Here is a 21,028-nt window from a genome sequence, read left to right as displayed (position 1 = left end):
TGGACGACCGTGCCCGTGGTCCGGCGTGCCTGGACGACCGTGCCCGTGGTCCGGCGGTCCGGCGTGTCTAGACGACCGCGCCGCGGCCCGGGTCGTCGTCCTCGTCGTCGTCGCCGTGCGACATCCTGGCCACCAGGGTGACAAAGCCGCCCAGGAAGCCGCCCACGCACAGCGTGGTCAGCCACCACGTCATGTCCCACTGCAGCAGCACCGCGATCAGCATCAGAACCGGGCCGCCGATGACCCCCAGCCAGGCGAACTTGGCGGTGACGTCGGCCTCGGGCAGCGGCGGCGGCTCGGGCGGTACGAAGTGGCCCTCGTCGCTCTCGTCGAGGTCCTCGTCCTTGGGCTCTGCCACCTGGTAGTCCCGCGGGCCGCCGACCCCGGGCGCGAAGGTGATGGAGCTGCCCAGCGCGGGCTTGCTCGCATCCGTATCCGCATCCGTATCCGCATCCGTATCCGCATCCGTATCCGCCGCGGAATCCGGTTCGGGCTCGGGCTCCGCCTCGGGGGTCTTGTCCCTCCGGGCCCTGCCCTTCGGGGTCTCGTTCAGATCGCCCTCGAGCAGGGCGAGATCCTCCACCGACTTGAACGGCTTCGCCCCCGGCGGGTCCGCCGGCTCGTCGCCGTACCCCGCGACGATGGCCGCCCAGGCGGCCTCCTCGTCGATCGGCTGCGGCTCGCGGTCCGCATCATGCTGCTCAGCCACCGGTCGTGCTCCCCTTCTTCCCGATACTCGGAGCGAGCCGGCCGATGAACGCGTAACTCTCCTCGAAAATCCGCTCCGCATCGAGGTCCAACGTCGCCACGTGGTAGCTCTGTTCCAGCAGGAGCTCGGAAACATCCGTCGAGGAGACCCGGCTGAGGATCCGGGCCGAGTCGGCGGGCGGCACCACATGGTCCTGCGGGCTGTGCAGCAGCACCATCGGCTGCGTGACCTGCGGCAGGGCGCCGTCCACGAGCCGGAGGAACTGCCGCAGGGAGTGCGCGGCGTGCAGTGGCACCCGCTCGTACCCGACCTCCTCGGAGCCCTCCTTGGCGATGTCGCTCACCAGCCCCTTGGACGTCGGGACGAAGTGGCGGACGACCGGCAGGGCGTGCGCCGCCAGGCCGTGCACCTTGTTCGCCGGGTTCACCAGGACGATTCCGCTGATCGAATCCCCGTGCTTGGCGGCAAGCCGCAGCGTGAGCGCCCCGCCCATCGAGAGCCCGAAGACGAAGACCTGGCTGCAGCGGTCGAGCAGGGCGCGCAGCTCGCGGTCCACCTCGGCGTACCAGTCCTGCCAGCCGGTGACCTGCATGTCCTGCCAGCGCGTGCCGTGTCCGGGAAGCAGGGGCAGAGACACCGTCAGCCCGCGCTCCGCCAGATACTCGGCCCAGGGGCGCAGCGACTGAGGGGAGCCGGTGAATCCGTGACAAAGAAGGACGCCGACCTCTCCGCCTTCATGGCGGTACGGCTCGGCTCCAGGAAGGACCGGCACCAGGGGTCTCCTGTTCTTTTCATGACGCTCGAAGGGTGTACTTCACCGTACGCGACCGGACTGACACCGACCAGGTCCGTAGGGCCCCCAGCGCGGGGAGTGCGGGCCCCCCACGGGTTAAGGTCTGTTCGACAGCACACAGGAGGCATTCGAGTTGATCTACGGCGCAATGAAGTTCTCCATCGGAGGTTCGCTGAAGCTTGCCTTCAGGCCCTGGGTGGAGGGCCTCGAGAACATTCCCGCCGAGGGGCCGGCGATCCTCGCGAGCAACCACCTGTCCTTCTCGGACTCGTTCTTCCTCCCCGCGGTCCTCGACCGCAAGGTCACCTTCATCGCCAAGGCGGAGTACTTCACCTCGCCCGGGGTGAAGGGCAAACTCACCGCGGCCTTCTTCAAGGGTGTCGGACAGCTCCCCGTGGACCGCTCGGGCGCCCGCGGCGCGGGTGAGGCGGCGATCAAGGCCGGCATAGAGGTCATCGAGGGCGGAGGTCTCTTCGGTATCTACCCGGAGGGCACCCGCTCCCCGGACGGCCGTCTCTACCGGGGCAAGCCGGGCGGCCTCGCGCGCGTGGCGCTCGCCACCGGCGCTCCCGTCATCCCGGTCGCGATGATCGACACCGAGAAGATCCAGCCGCCCGGCAAGGTCGTCCCCAAGCTGATGCGCCCGGGGATCAGGATCGGCAAGCCGCTCGACTTCAGCCGCTACCACGGCATGGAGGGCGACCGCTTCATCCTGCGCTCGGTGACCGACGAGGTCATGTACGAAATCATGAAGCTGTCCGGCCAGGAGTACGTCGACATCTACGCGGCCGCGGCCAAGCGCCAGATCGCGGACGCGGAGAAGGCCGAGAAGGCAGCCGCGAAGGCGGAGGCCGACAAGGCGAGCAAGGCCGACAAGGCGAGCAAGGCAGACAAGACGCAGCGACCGGCCGCCTAGCGGGTGTCTCTCGGATCAGGCCGGATCGAGCCCGGCAAGATCCGAAAGACGCCCCCTGGCGGCGTCGTCCGTCCCGGGGTGGGGGAAATGGCCAAGCGCGAGCGTGTCGTGCGGATGTCGGTCGAGCAGCCGCTGTGGCGCGCGCTGACCGCCTACCGCGTACTGACCATGGTCTACGCAGTGCTTCTCTTCGTCTTCACCCGCGGTCAGTTCGAGCGCCCCTGGGTGGCGGTCGGCTTCCTCGCGGTGATGACGGTCTGGACGCTGGTCACGCTCCCCAGGGTGACCGGCGCCGCCCGCTGCACCAAAGGCTTCCTGGTCGCCGATCTCACCATCGCCCTCACCGGCATTCTGCTCACCCCGCTCGCCGACGCCCAGGCACAGACGCAGGACGGCCCCACCCTGCCGACGATCTGGACCGCGGGATCCGTCCTCGCGTACGCCATCAAGGGCGGCTGGCGCTGGGCGGGTTTCGCGTCCTCCTTCGTCGCCGTCGCCAATATCGTCGAGCGCGGCGAACCCAGCCGGGACACCTTCCACAACGTCCTGCTGGTCTGGGTCGCCTCCATTGCCATCGGCTATGTCGTCGAGGTCGCCCGCGCCTCCGAGCGCACCCTCGCCCGCGCCCTGGAGATCGAGGCGGCGACCCGGGAACGGGAGCGGCTGGCCCGCGACATCCACGACAGCGTGCTTCAGGTGCTGGCGATGGTGCAGCGGCGCGGTACGGCACTGGGCGGTGAGGCCGCCGAACTCGGCCGGATGGCGGGGGAGCAGGAGGTCGCGCTGCGCACCCTGGTCTCCAGCGGCCTGGTGCCCGCCACCCGCGCCTCGGAGGACGCCTCCCTGGGCGCCGTGGTCCGTACCGTCGATGTCGACGACGAACCGTCCCACGAGCCCGGGCTGTACGATCTGCGGTCGCTGCTCGCCCCGCACGCCGGGGCGAGGGTGACGCTCTCCGAGCCGGGCGCTCCGGTGCTGCTGGAGCCGCCCGCGGCGACCGAGCTGGCAGCCGCTGTCAGTGCCGCCCTGGACAACGTCCGCAGACATGCGGGGGAGGATGCCCAGGCCTGGATCCTGGTCGAGGACTGGCCGGACGAGGTGATCGTGACGGTACGGGACGACGGCCCCGGTATCCCGGAGGGCAGGCTCGTTCAGGCCGAGGGCGAGGGGCGGCTGGGTGTCGCCCTCTCGATCCGCGGGCGGCTGCGGGAACTGGGCGGCACGGCCGAGTTGATCTCGGTGCCGGGCCAGGGCACAGAAGTCGAATTGCAAGTTCCACGGGGGAAGACAGAGAAATGACGGACCAGCAGATGGACTCCAAGACCGTCCCGAACACGGACGCGAACACGGCCCCGAAGACGGATCAGCAGGCGGAGCGACAGGCGATCAAGGTGATGGTCGTCGACGACCATCCGATGTGGCGGGACGCGGTCGCCCGCGATCTGGCCGCGGCCGGCTTCGACGTGGTGGCGACGGCGGGCGACGGACCGCAGGCCGTGCGGCGCGCCACGGCCGTCGCACCCCATGTGCTCGTCCTCGATCTCAATCTCCCCGGGATACCGGGCGTCCAGGTGTGCAAGGAACTCGTCGGTTCCGACCCCGCGCTGCGGGTCCTGGTCCTGTCCGCCAGCGGCGAGCACGCGGATGTCCTGGAGGCGGTGAAGTCCGGTGCGACCGGCTATCTGCTCAAGTCGGCAAGCACGGAGGAGCTGACCGACGCCGTGCGGCGCACCGCCGTCGGCGACCCGGTCTTCACCCCGGGCCTCGCCGGCCTGGTCCTCGGTGAGTACCGCAGGCTCGCCTCCGAGCCCGCCCCCTCGCCCGGCGGCGACGGGCCGAAAGCCCCTCAGCTGACCGACCGGGAGACCGAGGTGCTGCGGCTGGTCGCCAAGGGGCTCTCGTACAAGCAGATCGCCGAGCGTCTGGTCATCTCTCACCGCACCGTCCAGAACCACGTCCAGAACACCCTCGGAAAGCTCCAACTGCACAACCGCGTGGAGCTCGTGCGGTACGCCATCGAGCGCGGCCTCGACGATGCGTAAGCCCCACCCCCCTACTCGTACGGGTGAATGGCGAGGGTCAACCTCCGTATGACACGTAGAAATTGACCATTCGTCCCATCCCTGAGTGACCTGGATCACCATTAGCGTGGCGGTCATAGGGCCCACCAGGCGAAGGGAATTTCCATGCGCGTAGGAGTACTGACCGGGGGCGGCGACTGCCCCGGCCTCAATGCGGTCATCCGCGGCGTCGTCCGCAAGGGCGTGCAGGAGTACGCGTACGACTTCGTCGGCTACCGCGACGGCTGGCGCGGACCTCTCGAAGGCGACACGGTTCCACTCGACATCTCGGCCGTCCGCGGCATCCTGCCCCGCGGCGGCACCATCCTCGGCTCTTCGCGCACCAACCCCTTCAAAGAAGAGAACGGCATCCACCGGATCAAGGAGAACCTCGCCAAGCACGAGGTGGACGCGCTGATCACGATCGGCGGCGAGGACACCCTCGGCGTCGCCGCGCGGATGCACGACGAGTACGGCGTCAACTGCGTCGGCGTGCCCAAGACCATCGACAACGACCTGTCCGCCACCGACTACACCTTCGGCTTCGACACGGCGGTGGGCATCGCGACCGAGGCGATCGACCGGCTGCACACCACCGCCGAATCGCATATGCGTGTTCTGGTCGTGGAGGTGATGGGGCGTCATGCGGGCTGGATCGCTCTCCACTCGGGGCTGGCCGGCGGTGCCAATGTCATCCTCATTCCCGAGCAGCGCTTCGACGTCGACCAGGTCTGCGCCTGGGTGACCTCGCGCTTCAGGGCGAGCTACGCACCGATCGTCGTGGTCGCAGAGGGGGCCATGCCCAAGGACGGCGAGGCGGTCCTCAAGGACGGCACGCTCGACTCCTTCGGTCATGTCCGGCTCTCCGGCGTCGGCGAGTGGCTGGCCAAGGAGATCGAGAGGCGTACGGGCAAGGAGGCCCGCACCACTGTGCTCGGCCATGTCCAGCGCGGCGGCACTCCGAGTGCCTTCGACCGCTGGCTGGCCACCCGCTTCGGGCTGCATGCGATCGACGCGGTGCGGGACGGGGACTTCGGCAAGATGGTCGCGCTGCAGGGCACCGACATCGTGCGTGTACCGATCGCCGAGGCGACGGCCAGGCTGAAGACGGTCGACCCCAAGCTGTACGAGGAGGTCGGCGTCTTCTTCGGCTGACGGGCTGACGGGCTGTCCGGCTGCCCCCTGACCGCTGCCCCATGGGCCGGCGTATTCGGTATGCGCGATATCCGGCCCATGGCTCACCTTGCGCCCCTGCTCCGGGAGGCGAGACGGAAACGCCCCGGTTCCCGCCGCGCCTCAACAGCTCCGTTCAGCCGACGAGGACCCCCGCGAGCAGCGTCGCGGTGAGCGCCGCCCCGTCCATCGTGAGCACCGACTCCGGGTGGAACTGCAGGCCCGCGAAGCCCGGGCCCCGCAGCGCGTGCACATCACCGCTGACCTCGTCGCGGCTCAGTTCGATGCGGTGCATGGCCAGCTCGGCGGCCGCCTTCTCGTCACAGCGCGCCGTGAAGCTGTTGTAGAAGCCCACCGTCTCGCTGCGCCCGAAGAAGTCGATCCGCTCCTGCGCCCCCTGGTGGGGCGCGTCCTTCCGGACGATCTCCAGGCCCAGCTCGGCCGCCATCAGCTCATGGCCGAGACAGACGCCCAGCAGCCCGTGACGGTGCTCCCGGAGCAGATCGGCGGTGAGCGCGCGCAGGAAGCACATCTTCGGATCGTCGGCGTCGGCCGGATCACCGGGCCCCGGCCCCAGCACCACCGGTCCCTCGTGGGCCAGCGCTCTCTCCCGCAGGCCCGGCTCGTCGTACCGCCGTACCGTCACCTCCAAGCCCGAGGAGCGCAGCAGATGAGCGAGCATCGCGGTGAACGTGTCCTCGCCGTCGACCACCAGGGCGTGGCCGGTCAGCTGTGCGCTGCGCGCCTGCATCCGCAGCCAGAAGGGTGCGAGATCGGCGCGACGGGCGTCGAGGGCGGCCTGCACCCGCGGGTCGTCGGCGAGCTTCGGGCGCTTGTCGTGCTCCGGCGGCCGCCCGGGGCGCACCCCCAGCGCGGCCAGTACGCCGGCCGCCTTGGCGTGTGTCTCGGCGACCTCGCCCGCCGGGTCGGAGTGCCGCACCAGGGTCGCCCCGACCGGTACGCGTAGCGCGCCCCCGGCGTCGATGTCGGCCGTACGGATCAGGATGGGGGAGTCGAGGGTCTGCGCCCCGCCCGCGTCCTTGCCGATCAGCGCCAGCGCGCCCGCGTAGTAGCCGCGCCCGACCCCGTCCCGCCCGAGGGGCTCGTGGCGTTCGATGACCCGGCAGGCGTTCTGTACGGGTGAGCCGGTGACCGTCGCCGCGAACATGGTCTCCTTCAGCACCTCCCGTACATCGAGGGACGAGCGGCCCCGCAGCTCGTACTCGGTGTGCGCGAGATGGGCCATCTCCTTGAGCCGGGGCCCGATGACGACACCGCCCATGTCGCCGACGGTGCACATCATCTTCAGTTCCTCGTCGACGACCATGGAGAGCTCCTCGCGCTCCTTGCGGTCGTCGAGAAAGGCGAGCAGCGCCTCGGGGGCCGGTCCCTCGGGCGGATAGCGATAGGTCCCGCTGATCGGGTTCATCACGACCGTGCCGCCGCTCATCCGCACATGGACCTCGGGGCTGGCGCCCACCAGCGTGCGCTCCCCGGTGTGCACGACGAAGGTCCAGTACGCGCCCCGCTCGCCGGACAGCAGCCGCCGGAACAGGGCGAGGGCGTCGGCCCGGCCGAAGCCCGGGATGTGACCGGTATAGGTGCGGCGGATGACGAAGTTCGCGCCCTCGCCCCGGCCGATCTCGTCGTCGATGACGCGCCGGACGATGCCCGCGTACTCGTCGTCGTCGACGTCGAAGGCCCCGCCCTCGACCCGTACGGCGTGCGCGGGCAGGCTCTCCAGGACATCGGCGAGCGGGATTTCGTACGACTCGTCGGCGACGAGCACGGACAGCGGCGTCCCGTCGTCGCGCACGTCGAAGCCGCGCTCCCTGATCTGGCAGAACGGGACCAGGGCGAGCGAGACGCGGTCGCCGTCCGGGATGTCGGCGAGCCGCTCGAGCTCGTGCACGGCGCCGATCAGGACCTCGACGGTGTCGTGGTCGTGGCCTGGGGTGCGCCGGCGGAGCAGGGCGAAGGGCGGGCAGTCGTCGTCGAGCAGTCGGCCGATGAGCGTCCGGGGGTGCAGCGGCAGCCGCGGCGGCTGGGGCGTCCGCGGCGTCGGTGGCATCGGTGGCATCCGGGGTGTTCCTTCCGAGTGGGAGGAACGGCCGTTTCCGCTGGGAAAACACTGAAGGCCGCCCCTCGGGCGGCCTTCGCGATCTCGTGTTGCGCGCGATCAGTCAGTGGGCCGCCGGATGTGCGGTCCACCACCAGTTCTGGGACGTCTGCGCGAACATGCGGCGAACCCTACCTCACGCAACGGCGGACTTCGCGTCTCATTTACTGGGCGGGCGAAGGGGTGGCCGCAGCGACCCCGTAGTGTTGTCAAGGTGACCGTGAACGCTAAGACCACCATTGCCGGTGGCAACACCTGGCGAGACCTGCCCGCGGCGCAGCAGCCCGAGTACCCCGATGCCGAGGCTCTGCGCGATGTGATCGCGGACCTCGAGTCGTATCCGCCGCTCGTCTTTGCGGGCGAGTGCGACCAGCTGCGCGCCCGACTGGGAGCCGTCGCCAAGGGCGAGGCGTTCCTGCTCCAGGGCGGCGACTGTGCCGAGGCATTCGACGCGGTCTCCGCCGACCACATCCGCAACAAGCTCAAGACCCTCCTCCAGATGGGCGCGGTGCTCACCTACGCCGCGTCCGTGCCCGTGGTGAAGGTCGGCCGTATCGCCGGCCAGTACTCCAAGCCGCGCTCCAAGCCGACCGAGACCCGCGACGGCGTCACGCTCCCCACCTACCGGGGCGACTCCGTCAACGGCTTCGACTTCACCGAAAAGGCCCGCATCCCGGACCCCGAGCGCCTCAAGCGGATGTACAACGCCTCCGCCGCGACGCTCAACCTGGTGCGCGCCTTCACCACCGGCGGCTACGCCGACCTGCGCCAGGTGCACGCCTGGAACCAGGACTTCGTGAAGTCGTCCCCCTCCGGCCAGCGCTACGAGCAGCTCGCCCGCGAGATCGACAACGCGCTGAACTTCATGAAGGCCGCGGGCACCGACCCGGCTGAGTTCCGCACCGTCGAGTTCTACTCCTCCCACGAGGCCCTGCTGCTCGACTACGAGGGCGCGCTGACCCGCACGGACTCCCGTACGGGCGATCTGTACAACACCTCCGGCCACATGGTCTGGATCGGCGAGCGCACCCGCCAGCTGGACGGCGCGCACATCGAATTCGCGTCGAAGATCCGCAACCCGATCGGTGTGAAGCTCGGCCCGACGACCACGGTCGACGAGGCGCTGCAGTACATCGACAAGCTCGACCCGGAGCGTGAGCCGGGCCGGCTGACCTTCGTCGTCCGTATGGGCGCCGACAAGGTCCGGGACAAGCTCCCCGAGCTGGTGGAGAAGGTCACCGCCTCCGGAGCGACCGTTGCGTGGGTGACCGACCCGATGCACGGCAACACCTTCGAGGCGGCCTCCGGCCACAAGACCCGCCGCTTCGACGACGTGCTCGACGAGGTCAAGGGCTTCTTCGAGGTCCACAAGGGCCTCGGCACGCACCCGGGCGGTATCCACGTCGAGCTCACCGGTGACGATGTCACCGAGTGCGTGGGTGGCGGCGACGAGATCTTCGTCGACGATCTGCACCAGCGCTACGAGACGGCCTGCGACCCGCGCCTGAACCGCAGCCAGTCCTTGGACCTCGCCTTCCTGGTCGCGGAGATGTACCGCGACCAGTAGTGACGGATCAACAACGGTGGGGCGCGGATCGATGTGATCCGCGCCCCACCGTCGTTTCCGGGGCTTTTACGTGCCCGGCCCTGCGGGTAAGGTTAGGTTAGCCTCACCGATCATCGGGAAAGGCGTTGGCCCAACAATCCCGCCCGGGAGGTGAACCGCGTGTATGTCTGCTCATGCTTCGGCATCACGGAAAAGCAGGTAAAGGAACACGCGGACGCCGGTGCCTGTACTCCCCGCCAGATAGCGTCGGTGTCCAAGGCCGGCACCGACTGCGGTTCATGCGTACGCCGTATCCAGGGGATTCTCGGCCGCGGCAGCTGCCCGCGGCGCGACCTGCTCGAGCAGGGCAAGCCTGCACTGGCGGGTGAGCGCGGGCATGAGCTCGATGCGGTCGAGGTTCTGGACGAGGCTGCCTGACCCGACGAGGGCTGCGTGGCTGGGCAGTCCGTCCGCCCGGCTCCGGTCCCTGCCTGGTAGCCCTGCCCCGGCCGTGACCGCCCCGGCCGTGACCGCCCCGGCTGTGATTGAGTGCCCCGGCCGTGACCGTCAGCTGTCCGGCTGCTCGATCAGCTGGGCGATGTAGAGCGCCTCGCCGAGCTTCTCGACCAGCTCCAGCTGGGTGTCGAGATAGTCGATGTGGTGCTCCTCGTCCGCGAGGATGCTCTCGAAGATGTTCGCCGAGGTGATGTCGCCCTTGGTGCGCATGACCTCGATGCCGCGCCTGAGGCGGTCGATCGCCTCCACCTCGACCTGCCGGTCGGCCTGGAACATCTCGGTGACCGTCTGGCCGATGCGCACATGGAAGAGGCGCTGGTAGTTGGGCAGACCGTCCAGGAACAGGATCCGGTCGGTCAGCACCTCCGCATGCTTCATCTCGTCGAACGACTCGGCACGGGTGTACTTGGCCAGCTTCGTCCAGCCGAAGTTCTCCTGCATCTTCGCGTGCAGGAAGTACTGGTTGATCGCGGTCAATTCGGCAGTCAGCTGCTCATTGAGGAACTCGATGACCTCGGGGTCGCCCTGCATCGCAGAGGCTCCTTCCGCGCGTGTGACTGGGGCAGGTAGCGCGCATCCTCGCATCGCGACCGGGGGGCGTCCAGTAAGTGCATGCTTAGTAGGAGTTGCCCGAATCGGCCCAGACCTGGTCATGACCACCCCTCGCGGTCTGTCACCATTGAGGGCATGGGGCAGCCGGAGAGCCGGGAACACCGCGCAGCAGAGCAGTCCGAGCTTCCGCCGGGGCAACGACTGCAGCGTGGGTGGCCGGTCACTCACTATGGGCCCGTACCCAAATTCAAGCCGGACCGCTGGGAGTTCAGGGTCTTCGGTGCCACGGCGGACGGCGACAAACGCTGCTGGAACCACGAGGAGTTCTCGGCACTGCCCTTCTCGACGGTCGTCGCCGATCTGCACTGCGTGACAAAGTTCAGCATGCTGGGGGCCGAATGGGGCGGTGTGCCCGCCCGTACGATCGTGGATCTCCAGCCGCCGGCGGCGAACGTCACCCATGTCATGGTCTGGGCCGAGTACGGATTCAGTGCCAATCTGCGGCTCGCCGACTTCGTTTCGGAGCGCACGATCTTCGCGACCCACAAGGACGGTGAGCTGCTCACCGCCGAGCACGGCTTCCCGCTGCGGCTGGTCGTACCGCATCTGTACGCCTGGAAGGGGCCCAAATGGGTCCGGGGCGTGGAGTACATGACCGCCGATCGCCGCGGCTTCTGGGAGGAGCGCGGCTATCACAACCTCGGCGACCCGTGGCGGGAGCAGCGCTACTCCTATCAGGAGGAGCCGGGGGACGGCCCGGAGTTCTGACTCCTGAGGTTCCTCAGTGGTGGTACTGGTGGACCACCGCGTGGCCCTTGCCGCGGCCGATCATCCACTTGTTCACGGGTGTGGTGATCAGGAAGGCGGCCAAGAGGGCGAAGGCGAGGACGCCCCAGAACATCGGGTCGCTCAGATGGGCGTCCATGGCGCCGGGCCAGAACGCGATCACGCCGTTGTCGATCAGTTCCATCACGGCGATGGAGAGGGTGTCGGCGGCGAGCGCGACCCGGAAGGCGGTCCTGAAGTCCACGCCGGCCTTGAGGACGCCGCGCAGGGTGAGCGCGTAGCCGAAGAAGAAGGCCAGGGCGATCGCAAGGATCATCGTCGGCAGATTGGCCCAGCCGAGTGCGGTGCCGATCACCATGCCGAGTACCTCGCCGATGGCGCAGCCGGTGAGGCAGTGGAGGGTGGCCCTGGCGGCCATGGCCCAGCTGACCGTGCCGCCGTGCCCCTGATGCCCTGCGTGTCCGGCCTTCCCCTGGTGGGAGTCGTGCCCGTGCTGCTCGTGGTGTGTGTGCTGGAAGGGAGAGTCGTGCCGCATGAGAGAGCCCCCAAACCCGGGTAGCGGTTCCTGCCGACAGTAAGAACCGTATACCCCCTTGGGGTATTCCCGACGGAGGTCTCTCAGCGCAGTTTCTTCAGCCGCGCCACGTCCGCGGCGTGCCCCTCCTTGCCGCCGGGCGTCTCGATGATCAGTGGCACGCCCTCGGTCGCCGGGTGACGCATCAGCTCCCGGAACGGCTCCTCGCCGATATGGCCCGCGCCAATGTTCTCGTGACGGTCCTTGTGGGCCCCGGACACATCTTTGGAGTCATTGGCGTGGATCAGCTTCAGCCGCCCCTCCCCGACCGTGTCCACCAGCAGATCCAGGGTCTGCGCCATCCCGTCCGGGCCCGCGAGATCGTGACCCGCCGCGAAGACGTGGCAGGTGTCCAGGCAGACGCCCAGCTTGGGGTGCGCGTCCAGCGCCTCGAAGTACGGGCCGAAGTCCCAGGTCCTCGAACAGAGCGAGAAGCCCTGACCGGCCGTCGACTCCAGCAGCAGGAACGGGTCGTCGTCGTGCGTCAGCTCGTCGAGCAGGGGCAGCATCCGCTCCCGTACCTGCGCCAGCGCCACCTCCCGGGTGCGGCCGCCGGTCGCCGAGCCGGTGTGCACCACCACGCCGAGCGCCCCGATCTCCCGGGCCCGGCGCAGTGAGTGGCGCATCGACTCCACGGACTTTTCGGCGGTCGCCTCGGTGTGCGAGCCGAAGTTGATCAGATACGGGGCATGGACGTACGCCGATATCCCGTCGGCGGCGCACTCGGCACGGAACCGCTCGTCCTGCGCCGGGTTTCCGATGGGTGTGGCCCAGCCGCGCGGGTTGGCGACGAAGACCTGTACGGTCTCCGCCTCCAGCTCCCGGGCGTAGCCCAGCCCTATGGTGGCGAGGCCGCCGGCCACGGGGACATGGCCGCCGACGGGGTTGCGCATCAGAACTACAGTCCCTTGGTCTTGATCTTGATCGTGCTGCCCTCGGGAGCCTGGTCGCCGCCCGCGACGGACTGGCTCTCCACGGTGTCGCCGAGGAACGGGAAGCTCTTCTCGACCTCGACCGCGAAGCCCGCGGACTCCAGTTCGCTGGTGGCGTCGTCGACGTTGTCACCGACGACATCGGGGACGTCGATCATGCGCGGGCCCTTGGACACCGTCAGCGTGACGGTGTCGCCGCGGGCCAGCTGGGCACCCTCGGCCGCGGACTGCTTGGCGACGGAGCCCGCCTCCTCGGCGGAGTTGATCCGTCCGGCGGCGACCTTGACCTTGAACCCGGCCTCTTCGAGCTCGCTGGTGGCGTCCTCCAGCGCGTCGCCGGTCACATCCGGAACGTCGATCGGGGCGCCCTTGCTGACCACGAGGGCGACCGCGGTGTCGGGGCTGCGCTTGGTGCCGGCGTCCGGGTCCGTACTGATCACCGAGCCCTGCGCGATGTCCTCGCTGAACTCCTTGGTGACCACTCCCGGCGCGAGACCGGTTCTCTTGAGCTCGCGCTCGGCCTGGGCCAGCGGCTTGCCCTCGAGGACGGGGACCTCGACGATCTTCGGACCGCGCGAGATGATGATCGTCACCGAGTCGTTGCCGCGGATGCGCGCGTTGGTCGTCGGGTCGCTGTTGATGACCGTGCCCCGCTCGGCCGTCTCGCTGAACGCGCGGCGGACGTTGTTCACGTCCAGCCCGGCGCTCCTGAGCTCCTGCCTGGCTTCCTGCTCGGTCTTGCCGATCAGGGCGGGGACGCGGGTGAACTGCCCGGAGTTGATGTACCAGACGCCCACGCCCACGCCGAGGACCAGGAACAGCGAGACCAGCAGGGCGAGGACGCCACGCTTGGGGACGGGGACCGTACGGCGCCGGGACGCCCGGTGCTGCTGCGGCGGCTCCGCAGGGGGCATCGCCAGCCGGGCGGTGTGGTGAACCTCGGGCTCCTCGACGGGACGCACACGCGGAATCACGCTCGTACGGTCCTCGGAGGCGGGGACCGTGTCGCCCTCGGCCTGACCCCCGGTCCCGTCCGTGGCCCCGTTTTCCGTGTCCGTGTGAGCCTGCGGCGGCACCGCGTCCAGCTGCTCGTCGCCGAGCGACTCCCGCGCCTCGCGTGCCTGAGCCAGCAGCGCCACCGCGTCGTGCGGACGGACCTCGGGATTGCGTGCGGTCGCGCTCGCGACCAGCTCGTCGAGTTCCACGGCGAGCCCGGGGACCAGGGCAGAGGGCGCCGGAACGTCCTCGTTGAGATGCTGGAACAGCACCGCGGCGGGGGTGTCGCCGTGGTGCGGCTTGGAGCCGGTCAGCATCTCGTAGAGGACGACGCCGCAGGCGTACACATCGGCACGCGTGTCGGCCGTGCCGTACTCGATCTGCTCCGGCGCGAGATAGGAGACCGTGCCCAGGACGGTACCGGTGGTGTTGGTGACGGAGCCGACGGCCCGTACGAGACCGAAGTCGGCGACCTTGACCCGGCCGTCGTCCCCTATCAGCACGTTCTCCGGCTTCATGTCCCGGTGGACGAACCCGGCCCGGTGCGCCGCGCCGAGCGCAGCCAGCATGGGCTCCAGGATGTCGAGCGCGGCGCGCGGCTGGAGCGCCCCGCGCTCGCGCAGGACGTCGCGCAGCGTGCAGCCCGCGACGTACTCCATCGCCAGATAGACGTACGCACCCTCGGCGCCCTGGTCGAAGACCCCCACCACATTGGGGTGGGCGAGCCGCGCCACCGATTTGGCCTCGCGGATGAAGCGCTCCACAAAGGAGGCGTCGGTGGCGAGGGCGGGGTGCATCACCTTGAGGGCGAGCACCCGGTCGAGGCGGGTGTCGACGGCCCGGTAGACCGTGGCCATCCCGCCGACGGCGATGCGCGCCTCGACGCGGTAGCGGCCGTCGAGCACCTGCCCGACGAGAGGGTCCTGGAGGGTCGTATCCACATGGTCGATTCTACGAGTCACCCACGGCACCCCTGACGCCCCGGGGCGGGTCCGGGGCAGGACTGAAGCCGAGCTGTGACAGCGGGGGAGGTTTTCCCCCACCTCGACCCCACTCTGCCCCTGGCCTGCCCGTCCCTTCCCGTGACCGGGTTCCGCCCCGGACCCCGCGACCCAGACCCCCGTGGGGCTGCATGGCGGCCCGTCCGGCGATCGAGGCGCGGCCGAAGGCCGTACGGGGCGGAGCCCCTGTTGCAGGGAGGCTCCCCGCAGTGGTCAGAACGCCGGGCGCTCGGGGTCCAGGACCGCACGGCCCTCCGTCGGCGACGACGCCTCGGCGAAGTGGCGACGCGGAATGCGGCCCGCCCGCCGCGCCAGCCGTCCCGCCTCCACCGCGTGCCGCATCGCCTCCGCCATCAGCACCGGCTCCTGGGCGCGGGTGACCGCCGAGGCCAGCATCACCGCCGCGCAGCCGAGCTCCATCGCGAGCGCCGCGTCCGAGGCCGTGCCCGCGCCCGCGTCCAGAATGACCGGCACGCGCGCGTGCTCGACGATCAGCTGGAAGTTGTGCGGGTTGCGGATGCCCAGGCCGGACCCGATGGGCGAGCCCAGCGGCATGATCGCCGCGCAGCCCGCATCCTCGAGCTTGCGGGCGAGCACCGGGTCGTCGTTGGTGTACGGCAGGACCGTGAAGCCGTCGTCGACCAGGATCTCGGCCGCGTCCAGCAGCTCGACCGGATCGGGCAGCAGCGTGCGCTCGTCCGCGACGACCTCGAGCTTGATCCACTCGGTGCCGAGTGCCTCGCGGGCGAGCCGGGCGGTCAGCACGGCCTCTCCCGCGGTGAAACAGCCCGCCGTGTTGGGCAGGACACGGATGCCCAGCTTCTGCAGGACGGACAGGACGGAGCCCTGCACGGTCGGGTCGAGGCGGCGCATCGCGACGGTGGTGAGCTCGGTGCCGCTCGCGACGAGGGAGCGTTCGAGTACGTCGAGGCTGGGCGCCCCTCCCGTACCCATGATCAGCCGGGAGTTGAAGGCGGTGTCGCCGATGGTGAGACGGTCGTCGGCCACGGCTGATCAGCCTCCCTGCACTGCGGTGAGGACTTCGACGCGGTCGCCGTCGCCCAGATGTGTGCCGGCCCACTGGCTGCGCGGGACGACCGTCTCGTTGAGCGCGGCGGCGACTCCGGACGGGGCGGCGCTGAGACCGGCGACCAGGGCGTCCAGGGTGGTTCCGACGGCAAGCTCGCGCGCCTCGCCGTTGACGGAGACGTTCAGGACGTTCATGCGGGCTGCTCCTGAGGTACGGGGGAGAAGCGGCGAGGGGTGAACGCGCGGGCCTCGTCGGGCAGTTCGCCGGTGACCAGCACCTCGGACATCACATCGCCGGTGACGGGAGTCAGAAGCACCCCGTTGCGGTGGTGCCCGGTGGCCAGATGCAGGCCGGGCAGGGCGGTCGGGCCCAGCAGCGGGGCATTGTCGGGGGAGGCGGGGCGCAGTCCGGCGCGGGTCTCGGTGAGCGGCAGCTCGGTGAGGCCCGGCACCAGCTCGTGCGCGTCGCGCAGCAGCTCGTACACCCCGCCCGCGGTGACCGTGGTGTCCCAGCCGAGCTCCTCGCTGGTCGCGCCCACGACCAGCTCGCCGTTCTCGCGCGGCACCAGATAGACATGGCTGCCGCGCACCACGGCCCGGACGGTGCGCGAGAGGAAGGGCGCGTACGGACGCGGCACCGTGAGGCGCAGTACCTGGCCCTTCACCGGCCGCACCGGTGGCAGGACGTCCTTCGGTACGCCACCGAGCCTGCCGCTCAGCGAACCGGCCGCCAGTACCACCTGGTCCGCGGCGAGTTCCGTTCCTCCCCCGGAGCCGCCGGCCCGGGAGGGTCCCCCCGCCAGTACGGCCCCGGCTGCCCGGTCCCGTACCACCGAGAGCCGCTCCGCCCAGCCGCGGTGGAAGATCACCCCCGCCCGCTCGCAGGCCGTCAGCAGGGCCGCGGCCAGCCGCCGTGGATCGACCTGGTGGTCGCCGTCCACCCGCAGGCCACCGCGTACACCGGGGGCGAGCATCGGCTCCAGGCGGCGGCATTCGCGCCCGGACAGCCACTCCGACTGCAGTCCGGACCGGCGCTGCAGGGCGTGCAGTTCCCGAAGGTGCGCGCGGTCGTCGGCGTCGAGCGCGACGGCGAGCGTTCCGCAGGCGCGGTGGCCGACGGACTGCCCGCTCGCCTCCTCCAGCTCCGCGACGAAGGCGGGATAGCGCCGTGCGGATTCCAGATTGAGAGCGAGCAGCGTCTGCTCGCCGTAGTGGAGTTCGGTGACGGCGGCGAGCATGCCGGCCGCGACCTGTGCGGCCCCGCCGCCCGGCTCCGGATCGACGACGGCGACGCGCAGTCCACGCTGCGCCGCCCGCCAGGCCGTGACCAGGCCGATGATTCCGCCCCCGACAACGAGGACATCCGATGTACGCGACATGGGCGTCCAGCCCCTCCCTTCGCCGGCATGACCCGGATCAGGTTCGTACGGTCGGAGGCCGTCCAGCCTCCCTCTCAGCCCGGTGCGTCCGGGCTCCCGCGAGTGTCTTACGGTGGCCACCCTAACCCCAGGCCCCAACGCGCAGTAAGGGAGCAGCCCCAGTGGTGACGTCGCTCGACGGACTCGTACTCTCGCCGGTCGCCGACCAGGCTCCGGGCCAGGTGGGAACCCGGACCCGGTTCACGTACCACGAGCGGGAAGGCCGGATCTGGGCCGAGTACGAGGGGGGTGATGTGATCCGCGGCCATCTTGTCGGGACCCGGGAAGGCGACCGGCTGGACTTCCGTTATGTGCAGTTGAAGACGGACGGCGGGACGTCCTGCGGGCACTGCGTCTCCATCGTGGTCGAGCTCGAGGACGGGCGAGTGCGCCTCGAGGAGACCTGGGAATGGGAGTCCCAGGAGGGCAGCGGGACGAGCGTCGTCGAGCAACTCCCTTCCTGACGATTCGTCAGCTGCTTAAGATGATCAGGTGAACGAGCGGCAGCAGCAGACAGAGCAGCACCGGCGGCACCGGCGGGTCGTCGTGGCCGGCGCGGGAATGGCCGGTGTGCAGACCGCGGTGGCCCTGCGCGAGCAGGGCTTCACCGGCCCGGTCACCCTGATCGGCGCGGAGCCCCACCAGCCCTACGACAGGCCCCCACTCTCCAAGGCCATCCTGCTGGGGGAGGCGGAGGGTTCGGCCTTCGACGTCGACTTCGAGGCGATCGAGGTCGACCTGCGGCTGGGCTGCGAGGTGACCGGCGTACGCTCCGACGCGCACGAACTGGACACCGGCGCCGGGCCGGTTCCCTACGACGTCCTGGTCATCGCCACCGGCGCCGAGCCGATCACCCTGCCGGGTACCGAGGGCGTCCCCGGCGTCCATCTGCTGCGTACCCTCGACGACGCGGCACGGCTGCGCCCCGTCCTCGCCGAACAGCACGACATCGTGGTCGTCGGCGCGGGCTGGATCGGCGCGGAGTTCGCGACCGCCGCCCGCGCCGCGGGCTGCACGGTCACCGTCGTCGAGGCCGCGGAGCGCCCGCTGGCGGCGGCCCTGCCCGCCGAGGTCGCCGCCCCGATGACCGACTGGTACGCGGAGTACGGCACCGAGCTGCTCACCCACGCGCGCGTGGCCGACGTCGAGCCGGGCGAGGTGATCCTGGCGGACGGACGGCACCTCCCGGCCGGCGCAGTGGTCGTCGGCATCGGCGCGCGGCCCGCCACCGCCTGGCTCGCCGGATCCGGCATCGCACTCGGTCCGGAGGGCGCCATCACCGCGGACGAGTATCTGCGCACCTCGCTGCCCGATGTGTACGCCGTCGGGGACTGCGCCTCCTTCCCGTCCGGCCGCTACGGCGAGCGGCTGCTCGTGCACCACTGGGACAACGCTCTCCAGGGGCCGCGCACGGTCGCCGCCAACATCATCGGAAGGGGTGCCGGCGGTGAGCCGGCGCAGATCTACGACCCGGTGCCGTACTTCTGGTCCGAGCAGTTCGGCCGTTTCGTGCAGTACGCGGGGCATCACGCGGCCGCCGACACGACGGTGTGGCGGGGCGATCCGGCGAGCGCCGCCTGGACGGTGCTCTGGCTGCGGGAGGGCGTGCTGGTGGCGCTCCTCGCCGTCGGCAGGGCCCGCGATCTGGCGCAAGGGCGCAAACTCATCCTGGCCGGCGCGCGGCTGGATCCGGAGCGCTCGGCCGATCCTTCCGTCCCTCTGAAGGCGGCAGCTCTCTAGGGTCTGGCTACCCACTGTCAGTCCGGGATGGCAGGCTTGTCCTGTGACCGAGATTGACGCAAAGATCGATGCTCTCGTCCCCGCCTGGCTCCACCTTCCCGACATCGCGGAAATGCTCGATGTCGAGGTGACACGCGTACGGCAGCTGGTCAAGGAAGGCCAGCTGATCGCCGTACGCCGTGGTGAGAACCGGGCGCTTCAGGTGCCTGCCGCCTTCATCGACGGCGACAAGGTGGTCAAGGGTCTCGCCGGGACCCTGACACTCCTGAAGGACGACGGCTTCTCCGACGAAGAGATGCTCGAGTGGCTCTTCACTCCCGACCCCACCCTGCCGGGCACGCCCGCGCAGGCGCTCAGCGAGAATCGCGGCACGGAGGTGAAGCGCCGGGCCCAGGCGCTCGCCGTCTGACGTCCTGAAGACACCACCACACGCGCTGTACGGGCAGGGGCCGGTTGCTCCTGCCCGTACACCGCCGATCCCACGGGGGGAATCACCCATGTCCACGGCTCGTGCGCTGCTGTCCGACGCCCGGCTCTATCTGTGCACGGATGCCCGCAGGCGACAGGGAGATCTCCCCGGGTTCCTCGACGCCGTGCTCGCCTCCGGGGTCGACATCGTGCAGCTGCGCGACAAGGGCATGGAGGCGGGCGAGGAGCTGGAGCATCTCCAGGTCTTCGCCGACGCCTGCCGCCGCCACGGCAAGCTGCTCGCGGTGAACGACCGCGCCGACGTGGCGCACGCCATCGGCTCCGGGGTGCTCCATCTGGGGCAGGGCGATCTGCCCGTCCGGGCCGCCCGCGCGATCCTCGGCGACGACGTGGTGATCGGCCGCTCCACGCACGGCGAGTCCGAGGTGGACGCGGCCGTCGCAGAGCCGGGCGTGGACTACTTCTGCACCGGACCCTGCTGGCCCACCCCGACCAAGCCCGGGCGGTACGCCCCGGGACTCGGCCTTGTGCGGTACGCCGCGTCGCTGGCGACCGAGCGGCCGTGGTTCGCCATCGGCGGGATCGACGAGCGCAACCTTGACGAGGTGCTGGACGCGGGCGCGCGCAGGATCGTCGTCGTACGGGCGATCACCGAGGCCGCCGATCCGGCCGCGGCGACGGCGGATCTGGCGAAGCGCGTCAGGGAGCGCATCGCATAACTGTCCGATAACTGTCCGAGGGGTGGACAGTAACCCGGCAAATCTGGCATATTTCCGCGGTCTGGTTGGGCGACCGGTCGAGGCGTGGATAACCTGCCGTTATGGCCCTCGGTACAGCTTCGACCAGGACGGATCGCGCACGGACCGTGCGTGACCTGCTCGCGACCGGAAAAACTTCGTACTCCTTCGAGTTCTGGGCACCCAAGACCGAAAAGGGTGAGCGGAACCTCTGGAACGCGCTGCGCAGAGTCGAGGCGGTGGCCCCCAACTTCGTCTCCGTGACCTACGGCGCCGGCGGTTCGACGCGCGCCGGCACCGTCAAGGCAACCCAGCAGATCGCCGCCGACACCACGCTCACCCCCGTCGCACACCTCACCGCGGTCAACCACTCCGTCGCCGAACTGCGCAACATGGTCGGGCAGTACGCCGACGCCGGGATCCGCAACATCCTCGCCGTCCGTGGCGACCCGCCCGGCGACCCGATGGGCGAGTGGGTCAAACACCCCGAGGGCGTGCGGTACGCCGCGGAGCTGGTCCAGCTGATCAAGGAGTCCGGGGACTTCTGCGTCGGCGTCGCGGCCTTCCCCGAGATGCACCCGCGCTCGGACGACTGGGACACCGACATCCAGCACTTCGTGGACAAGTGCAAGGCCGGCGCCGACTACGCGATCACACAGATGTTCTTCCAGTCCGAGGACTATCTGCGACTGCGCGACCGGGTCAAGGCCGCGGGCTGCGAGACCCCGATCATTCCCGAGATCATGCCGGTCACCAGCGTCAAGCAACTCGAACGGTTCGCGCAGCTCAGCAACGCCGCCTTCCCGCCCGCGCTGAAAGAACGGATCCTCTCCGTCAAGGACGATCCGGCCGCTGTACGCTCCATTGGCATCGAGTTCGCGACGGAGTTCTGCGCCGGGCTGCTCTCCGAGGGTGTCCCCGGACTGCACTTCATTACGCTCAACAACTCCACGGCAACGCTCGAAATCTACGAGAATCTCGGACTGCACGAGCAGTCGTGAC

23 protein-coding genes and 1 riboswitch are annotated in these 21,028 nt (G+C 69.9%); of the genes, 12 read left to right on the top strand and 11 right to left on the bottom strand.

Annotation, left to right across the window (positions count from 1 at the left end):
- Positions 1-67: 67 nt before the first annotated feature.
- Positions 68-709: a hypothetical protein gene (locus OG883_RS22005; protein WP_266543436.1), complete on the bottom strand. Its 642-nt coding sequence runs from the start codon at positions 707-709 to the stop codon at positions 68-70.
- Positions 702-1,481, bottom strand: coding sequence for a carboxylesterase (locus OG883_RS22000; RefSeq protein WP_266543433.1), 780 nt, complete (start codon positions 1,479-1,481; stop codon positions 702-704). Before OG883_RS22000 ends, OG883_RS22005 begins: the two co-directional genes overlap by 8 nt.
- A gap of 169 nt (positions 1,482-1,650) precedes the next feature.
- Here OG883_RS22000 and OG883_RS21995 point away from each other — a divergent pair, with 169 nt between their 5' ends.
- The 4 genes from OG883_RS21995 (at position 1,651) to OG883_RS21980 (ending at position 5,633) form a co-directional block, all read left to right on the top strand.
- Positions 1,651-2,418 (top strand): 1-acyl-sn-glycerol-3-phosphate acyltransferase, encoded by a 768-nt coding sequence (locus OG883_RS21995; RefSeq protein WP_266549315.1) that lies wholly within the window; start codon positions 1,651-1,653, stop codon positions 2,416-2,418.
- 87 nt (positions 2,419-2,505) lie between these two features.
- Positions 2,506-3,717: a MacS family sensor histidine kinase gene (locus tag OG883_RS21990; RefSeq protein WP_266543430.1), complete on the top strand. Its 1,212-nt coding sequence runs from the start codon at positions 2,506-2,508 to the stop codon at positions 3,715-3,717.
- A 95-nt stretch (positions 3,718-3,812) separates the two neighbouring features.
- On the top strand, positions 3,813-4,460 hold the full coding sequence (locus OG883_RS21985) for a response regulator transcription factor (RefSeq protein WP_266549312.1): 648 nt from the start codon (positions 3,813-3,815) through the stop codon (positions 4,458-4,460).
- A 144-nt stretch (positions 4,461-4,604) separates the two neighbouring features.
- The gene (locus OG883_RS21980; protein ID WP_266543427.1) at positions 4,605-5,633 is read left to right on the top strand and encodes a 6-phosphofructokinase; all 1,029 of its coding nucleotides are present in this window, start codon (positions 4,605-4,607) and stop codon (positions 5,631-5,633) included.
- Between the two features lie 154 nt (positions 5,634-5,787).
- Here the strand turns inward: OG883_RS21980 and OG883_RS21975 are convergent, their stop codons facing one another.
- A complete protein-coding gene (locus tag OG883_RS21975) occupies positions 5,788-7,722 on the bottom strand; it encodes an anthranilate synthase family protein (RefSeq protein WP_323181024.1) in 1,935 nt (644 codons plus the stop codon).
- 112 nt (positions 7,723-7,834) lie between these two features.
- The gene (locus OG883_RS47035; protein WP_353963144.1) at positions 7,835-7,891 is read right to left on the bottom strand and encodes a trp operon leader peptide; all 57 of its coding nucleotides are present in this window, start codon (positions 7,889-7,891) and stop codon (positions 7,835-7,837) included.
- Between the two features lie 99 nt (positions 7,892-7,990).
- Here OG883_RS47035 and OG883_RS21970 point away from each other — a divergent pair, with 99 nt between their 5' ends.
- Together OG883_RS21970 and OG883_RS21965 are read left to right on the top strand one after the other, a co-directional pair.
- Positions 7,991-9,337 carry a class II 3-deoxy-7-phosphoheptulonate synthase gene (locus tag OG883_RS21970; RefSeq protein WP_266549307.1) on the top strand — a complete coding sequence of 449 codons (1,347 nt, stop codon included), beginning with the start codon at positions 7,991-7,993 and terminating at the stop codon, positions 9,335-9,337.
- Between the two features lie 159 nt (positions 9,338-9,496).
- Entirely contained in the window at positions 9,497-9,754 is a 258-nt protein-coding gene (locus OG883_RS21965; RefSeq protein WP_323180947.1) for a (2Fe-2S)-binding protein, read from the top strand.
- 129 nt (positions 9,755-9,883) lie between these two features.
- On the opposite strand, the gene bfr is transcribed toward OG883_RS21965, so the two are convergent.
- Positions 9,884-10,363, bottom strand: a complete 480-nt coding sequence (gene bfr / locus OG883_RS21960) for a bacterioferritin (RefSeq protein WP_266543423.1) — start codon at positions 10,361-10,363, stop codon at positions 9,884-9,886.
- A 156-nt stretch (positions 10,364-10,519) separates the two neighbouring features.
- On the opposite strand from bfr, the gene OG883_RS21955 reads away from it, so the two are divergent.
- The gene (locus OG883_RS21955) at positions 10,520-11,152 is read left to right on the top strand and encodes a sulfite oxidase-like oxidoreductase (protein ID WP_266543421.1); all 633 of its coding nucleotides are present in this window, start codon (positions 10,520-10,522) and stop codon (positions 11,150-11,152) included.
- 13 nt (positions 11,153-11,165) lie between these two features.
- On the opposite strand, the gene OG883_RS21950 is transcribed toward OG883_RS21955, so the two are convergent.
- From OG883_RS21950 to thiO, 6 genes are all read right to left on the bottom strand, one after another.
- Positions 11,166-11,705: a DUF4396 domain-containing protein gene (locus OG883_RS21950; RefSeq protein ID WP_266543419.1), complete on the bottom strand. Its 540-nt coding sequence runs from the start codon at positions 11,703-11,705 to the stop codon at positions 11,166-11,168.
- Positions 11,706-11,788: 83 nt separating this feature from the next.
- On the bottom strand, positions 11,789-12,637 hold the full coding sequence (locus tag OG883_RS21945; protein WP_266543417.1) for a deoxyribonuclease IV: 849 nt from the start codon (positions 12,635-12,637) through the stop codon (positions 11,789-11,791).
- Between the two features lie 5 nt (positions 12,638-12,642).
- Positions 12,643-14,613 carry a Stk1 family PASTA domain-containing Ser/Thr kinase gene (gene pknB, locus OG883_RS21940; RefSeq protein ID WP_266543415.1) on the bottom strand — a complete coding sequence of 657 codons (1,971 nt, stop codon included), beginning with the start codon at positions 14,611-14,613 and terminating at the stop codon, positions 12,643-12,645.
- A gap of 273 nt (positions 14,614-14,886) precedes the next feature.
- Positions 14,887-15,681 (bottom strand): thiazole synthase, encoded by a 795-nt coding sequence (locus OG883_RS21935; RefSeq protein WP_266543413.1) that lies wholly within the window; start codon positions 15,679-15,681, stop codon positions 14,887-14,889.
- Between the two features lie 6 nt (positions 15,682-15,687).
- On the bottom strand, positions 15,688-15,897 hold the full coding sequence (gene thiS, locus OG883_RS21930; protein WP_266543411.1) for a sulfur carrier protein ThiS: 210 nt from the start codon (positions 15,895-15,897) through the stop codon (positions 15,688-15,690).
- Entirely contained in the window at positions 15,894-17,081 is a 1,188-nt protein-coding gene (gene thiO / locus OG883_RS21925; RefSeq protein WP_266543409.1) for a glycine oxidase ThiO, read from the bottom strand. The genes thiS and thiO overlap by 4 nt, the downstream gene beginning before the upstream one ends.
- Positions 17,079-17,191, bottom strand: a riboswitch (TPP riboswitch). Its footprint overlaps the gene before it by 3 nt.
- Before the next feature lie 51 nt (positions 17,192-17,242).
- Between thiO and OG883_RS21920 the strand changes: the two genes are divergently transcribed.
- The 5 genes from OG883_RS21920 (at position 17,243) to metF (ending at position 21,027) form a co-directional block, all read left to right on the top strand.
- Positions 17,243-17,584, top strand: a complete 342-nt coding sequence (locus OG883_RS21920; protein WP_266543407.1) for a hypothetical protein — start codon at positions 17,243-17,245, stop codon at positions 17,582-17,584.
- A gap of 97 nt (positions 17,585-17,681) precedes the next feature.
- Positions 17,682-18,860, top strand: coding sequence for an NAD(P)/FAD-dependent oxidoreductase (locus OG883_RS21915; RefSeq protein ID WP_266549305.1), 1,179 nt, complete (start codon positions 17,682-17,684; stop codon positions 18,858-18,860).
- A gap of 43 nt (positions 18,861-18,903) precedes the next feature.
- Positions 18,904-19,269 carry an Rv2175c family DNA-binding protein gene (locus tag OG883_RS21910; protein WP_266543405.1) on the top strand — a complete coding sequence of 122 codons (366 nt, stop codon included), beginning with the start codon at positions 18,904-18,906 and terminating at the stop codon, positions 19,267-19,269.
- A gap of 88 nt (positions 19,270-19,357) precedes the next feature.
- A complete protein-coding gene (gene thiE, locus OG883_RS21905) occupies positions 19,358-20,008 on the top strand; it encodes a thiamine phosphate synthase (protein ID WP_266543403.1) in 651 nt (216 codons plus the stop codon).
- Positions 20,009-20,109: 101 nt separating this feature from the next.
- On the top strand, positions 20,110-21,027 hold the full coding sequence (gene metF, locus OG883_RS21900) for a methylenetetrahydrofolate reductase [NAD(P)H] (protein ID WP_266543401.1): 918 nt from the start codon (positions 20,110-20,112) through the stop codon (positions 21,025-21,027).
- Position 21,028: the final 1 nt, after the last annotated feature.

Origin of the sequence: Streptomyces sp. NBC_01142, from assembly GCF_026341125.1 — a bacterium.
GTDB lineage: Bacteria > Actinomycetota > Actinomycetes > Streptomycetales > Streptomycetaceae > Streptomyces.
This window is presented reverse-complemented; position numbering and strand designations above follow the sequence as displayed.

Excerpts from the sequence above, each read along its gene's own strand:
- thiS (WP_266543411.1), bottom strand. The coding sequence starts at position 15,897 with ATGAACGTCCTGAACGTCTCCGTCAACGGCGAGGCGCGCGAGCTTGCC.
- thiO (WP_266543409.1), bottom strand. The coding sequence starts at position 17,081 with ATGTCGCGTACATCGGATGTCCTCGTTGTCGGGGGCGGAATCATCGGC.
- OG883_RS21945 (WP_266543417.1), bottom strand. The coding sequence starts at position 12,637 with ATGCGCAACCCCGTCGGCGGCCATGTCCCCGTGGCCGGCGGCCTCGCC.
- OG883_RS21955 (WP_266543421.1), top strand. The coding sequence starts at position 10,520 with ATGGGGCAGCCGGAGAGCCGGGAACACCGCGCAGCAGAGCAGTCCGAG.
- thiE (WP_266543403.1), top strand. The coding sequence starts at position 19,358 with ATGTCCACGGCTCGTGCGCTGCTGTCCGACGCCCGGCTCTATCTGTGC.
- OG883_RS21985 (WP_266549312.1), top strand. The coding sequence starts at position 3,813 with ATGGTCGTCGACGACCATCCGATGTGGCGGGACGCGGTCGCCCGCGAT.
- OG883_RS21950 (WP_266543419.1), bottom strand. The coding sequence starts at position 11,705 with ATGCGGCACGACTCTCCCTTCCAGCACACACACCACGAGCAGCACGGG.
- OG883_RS21995 (WP_266549315.1), top strand. The coding sequence starts at position 1,651 with ATGAAGTTCTCCATCGGAGGTTCGCTGAAGCTTGCCTTCAGGCCCTGG.
- OG883_RS21990 (WP_266543430.1), top strand. The coding sequence starts at position 2,506 with ATGGCCAAGCGCGAGCGTGTCGTGCGGATGTCGGTCGAGCAGCCGCTG.
- OG883_RS21980 (WP_266543427.1), top strand. The coding sequence starts at position 4,605 with ATGCGCGTAGGAGTACTGACCGGGGGCGGCGACTGCCCCGGCCTCAAT.
- OG883_RS21975 (WP_323181024.1), bottom strand. The coding sequence starts at position 7,722 with ATGCCACCGACGCCGCGGACGCCCCAGCCGCCGCGGCTGCCGCTGCAC.
- metF (WP_266543401.1), top strand. The coding sequence starts at position 20,110 with ATGGCCCTCGGTACAGCTTCGACCAGGACGGATCGCGCACGGACCGTG.
- bfr (WP_266543423.1), bottom strand. The coding sequence starts at position 10,363 with ATGCAGGGCGACCCCGAGGTCATCGAGTTCCTCAATGAGCAGCTGACT.
- OG883_RS21915 (WP_266549305.1), top strand. The coding sequence starts at position 17,682 with ATGGCCGGTGTGCAGACCGCGGTGGCCCTGCGCGAGCAGGGCTTCACC.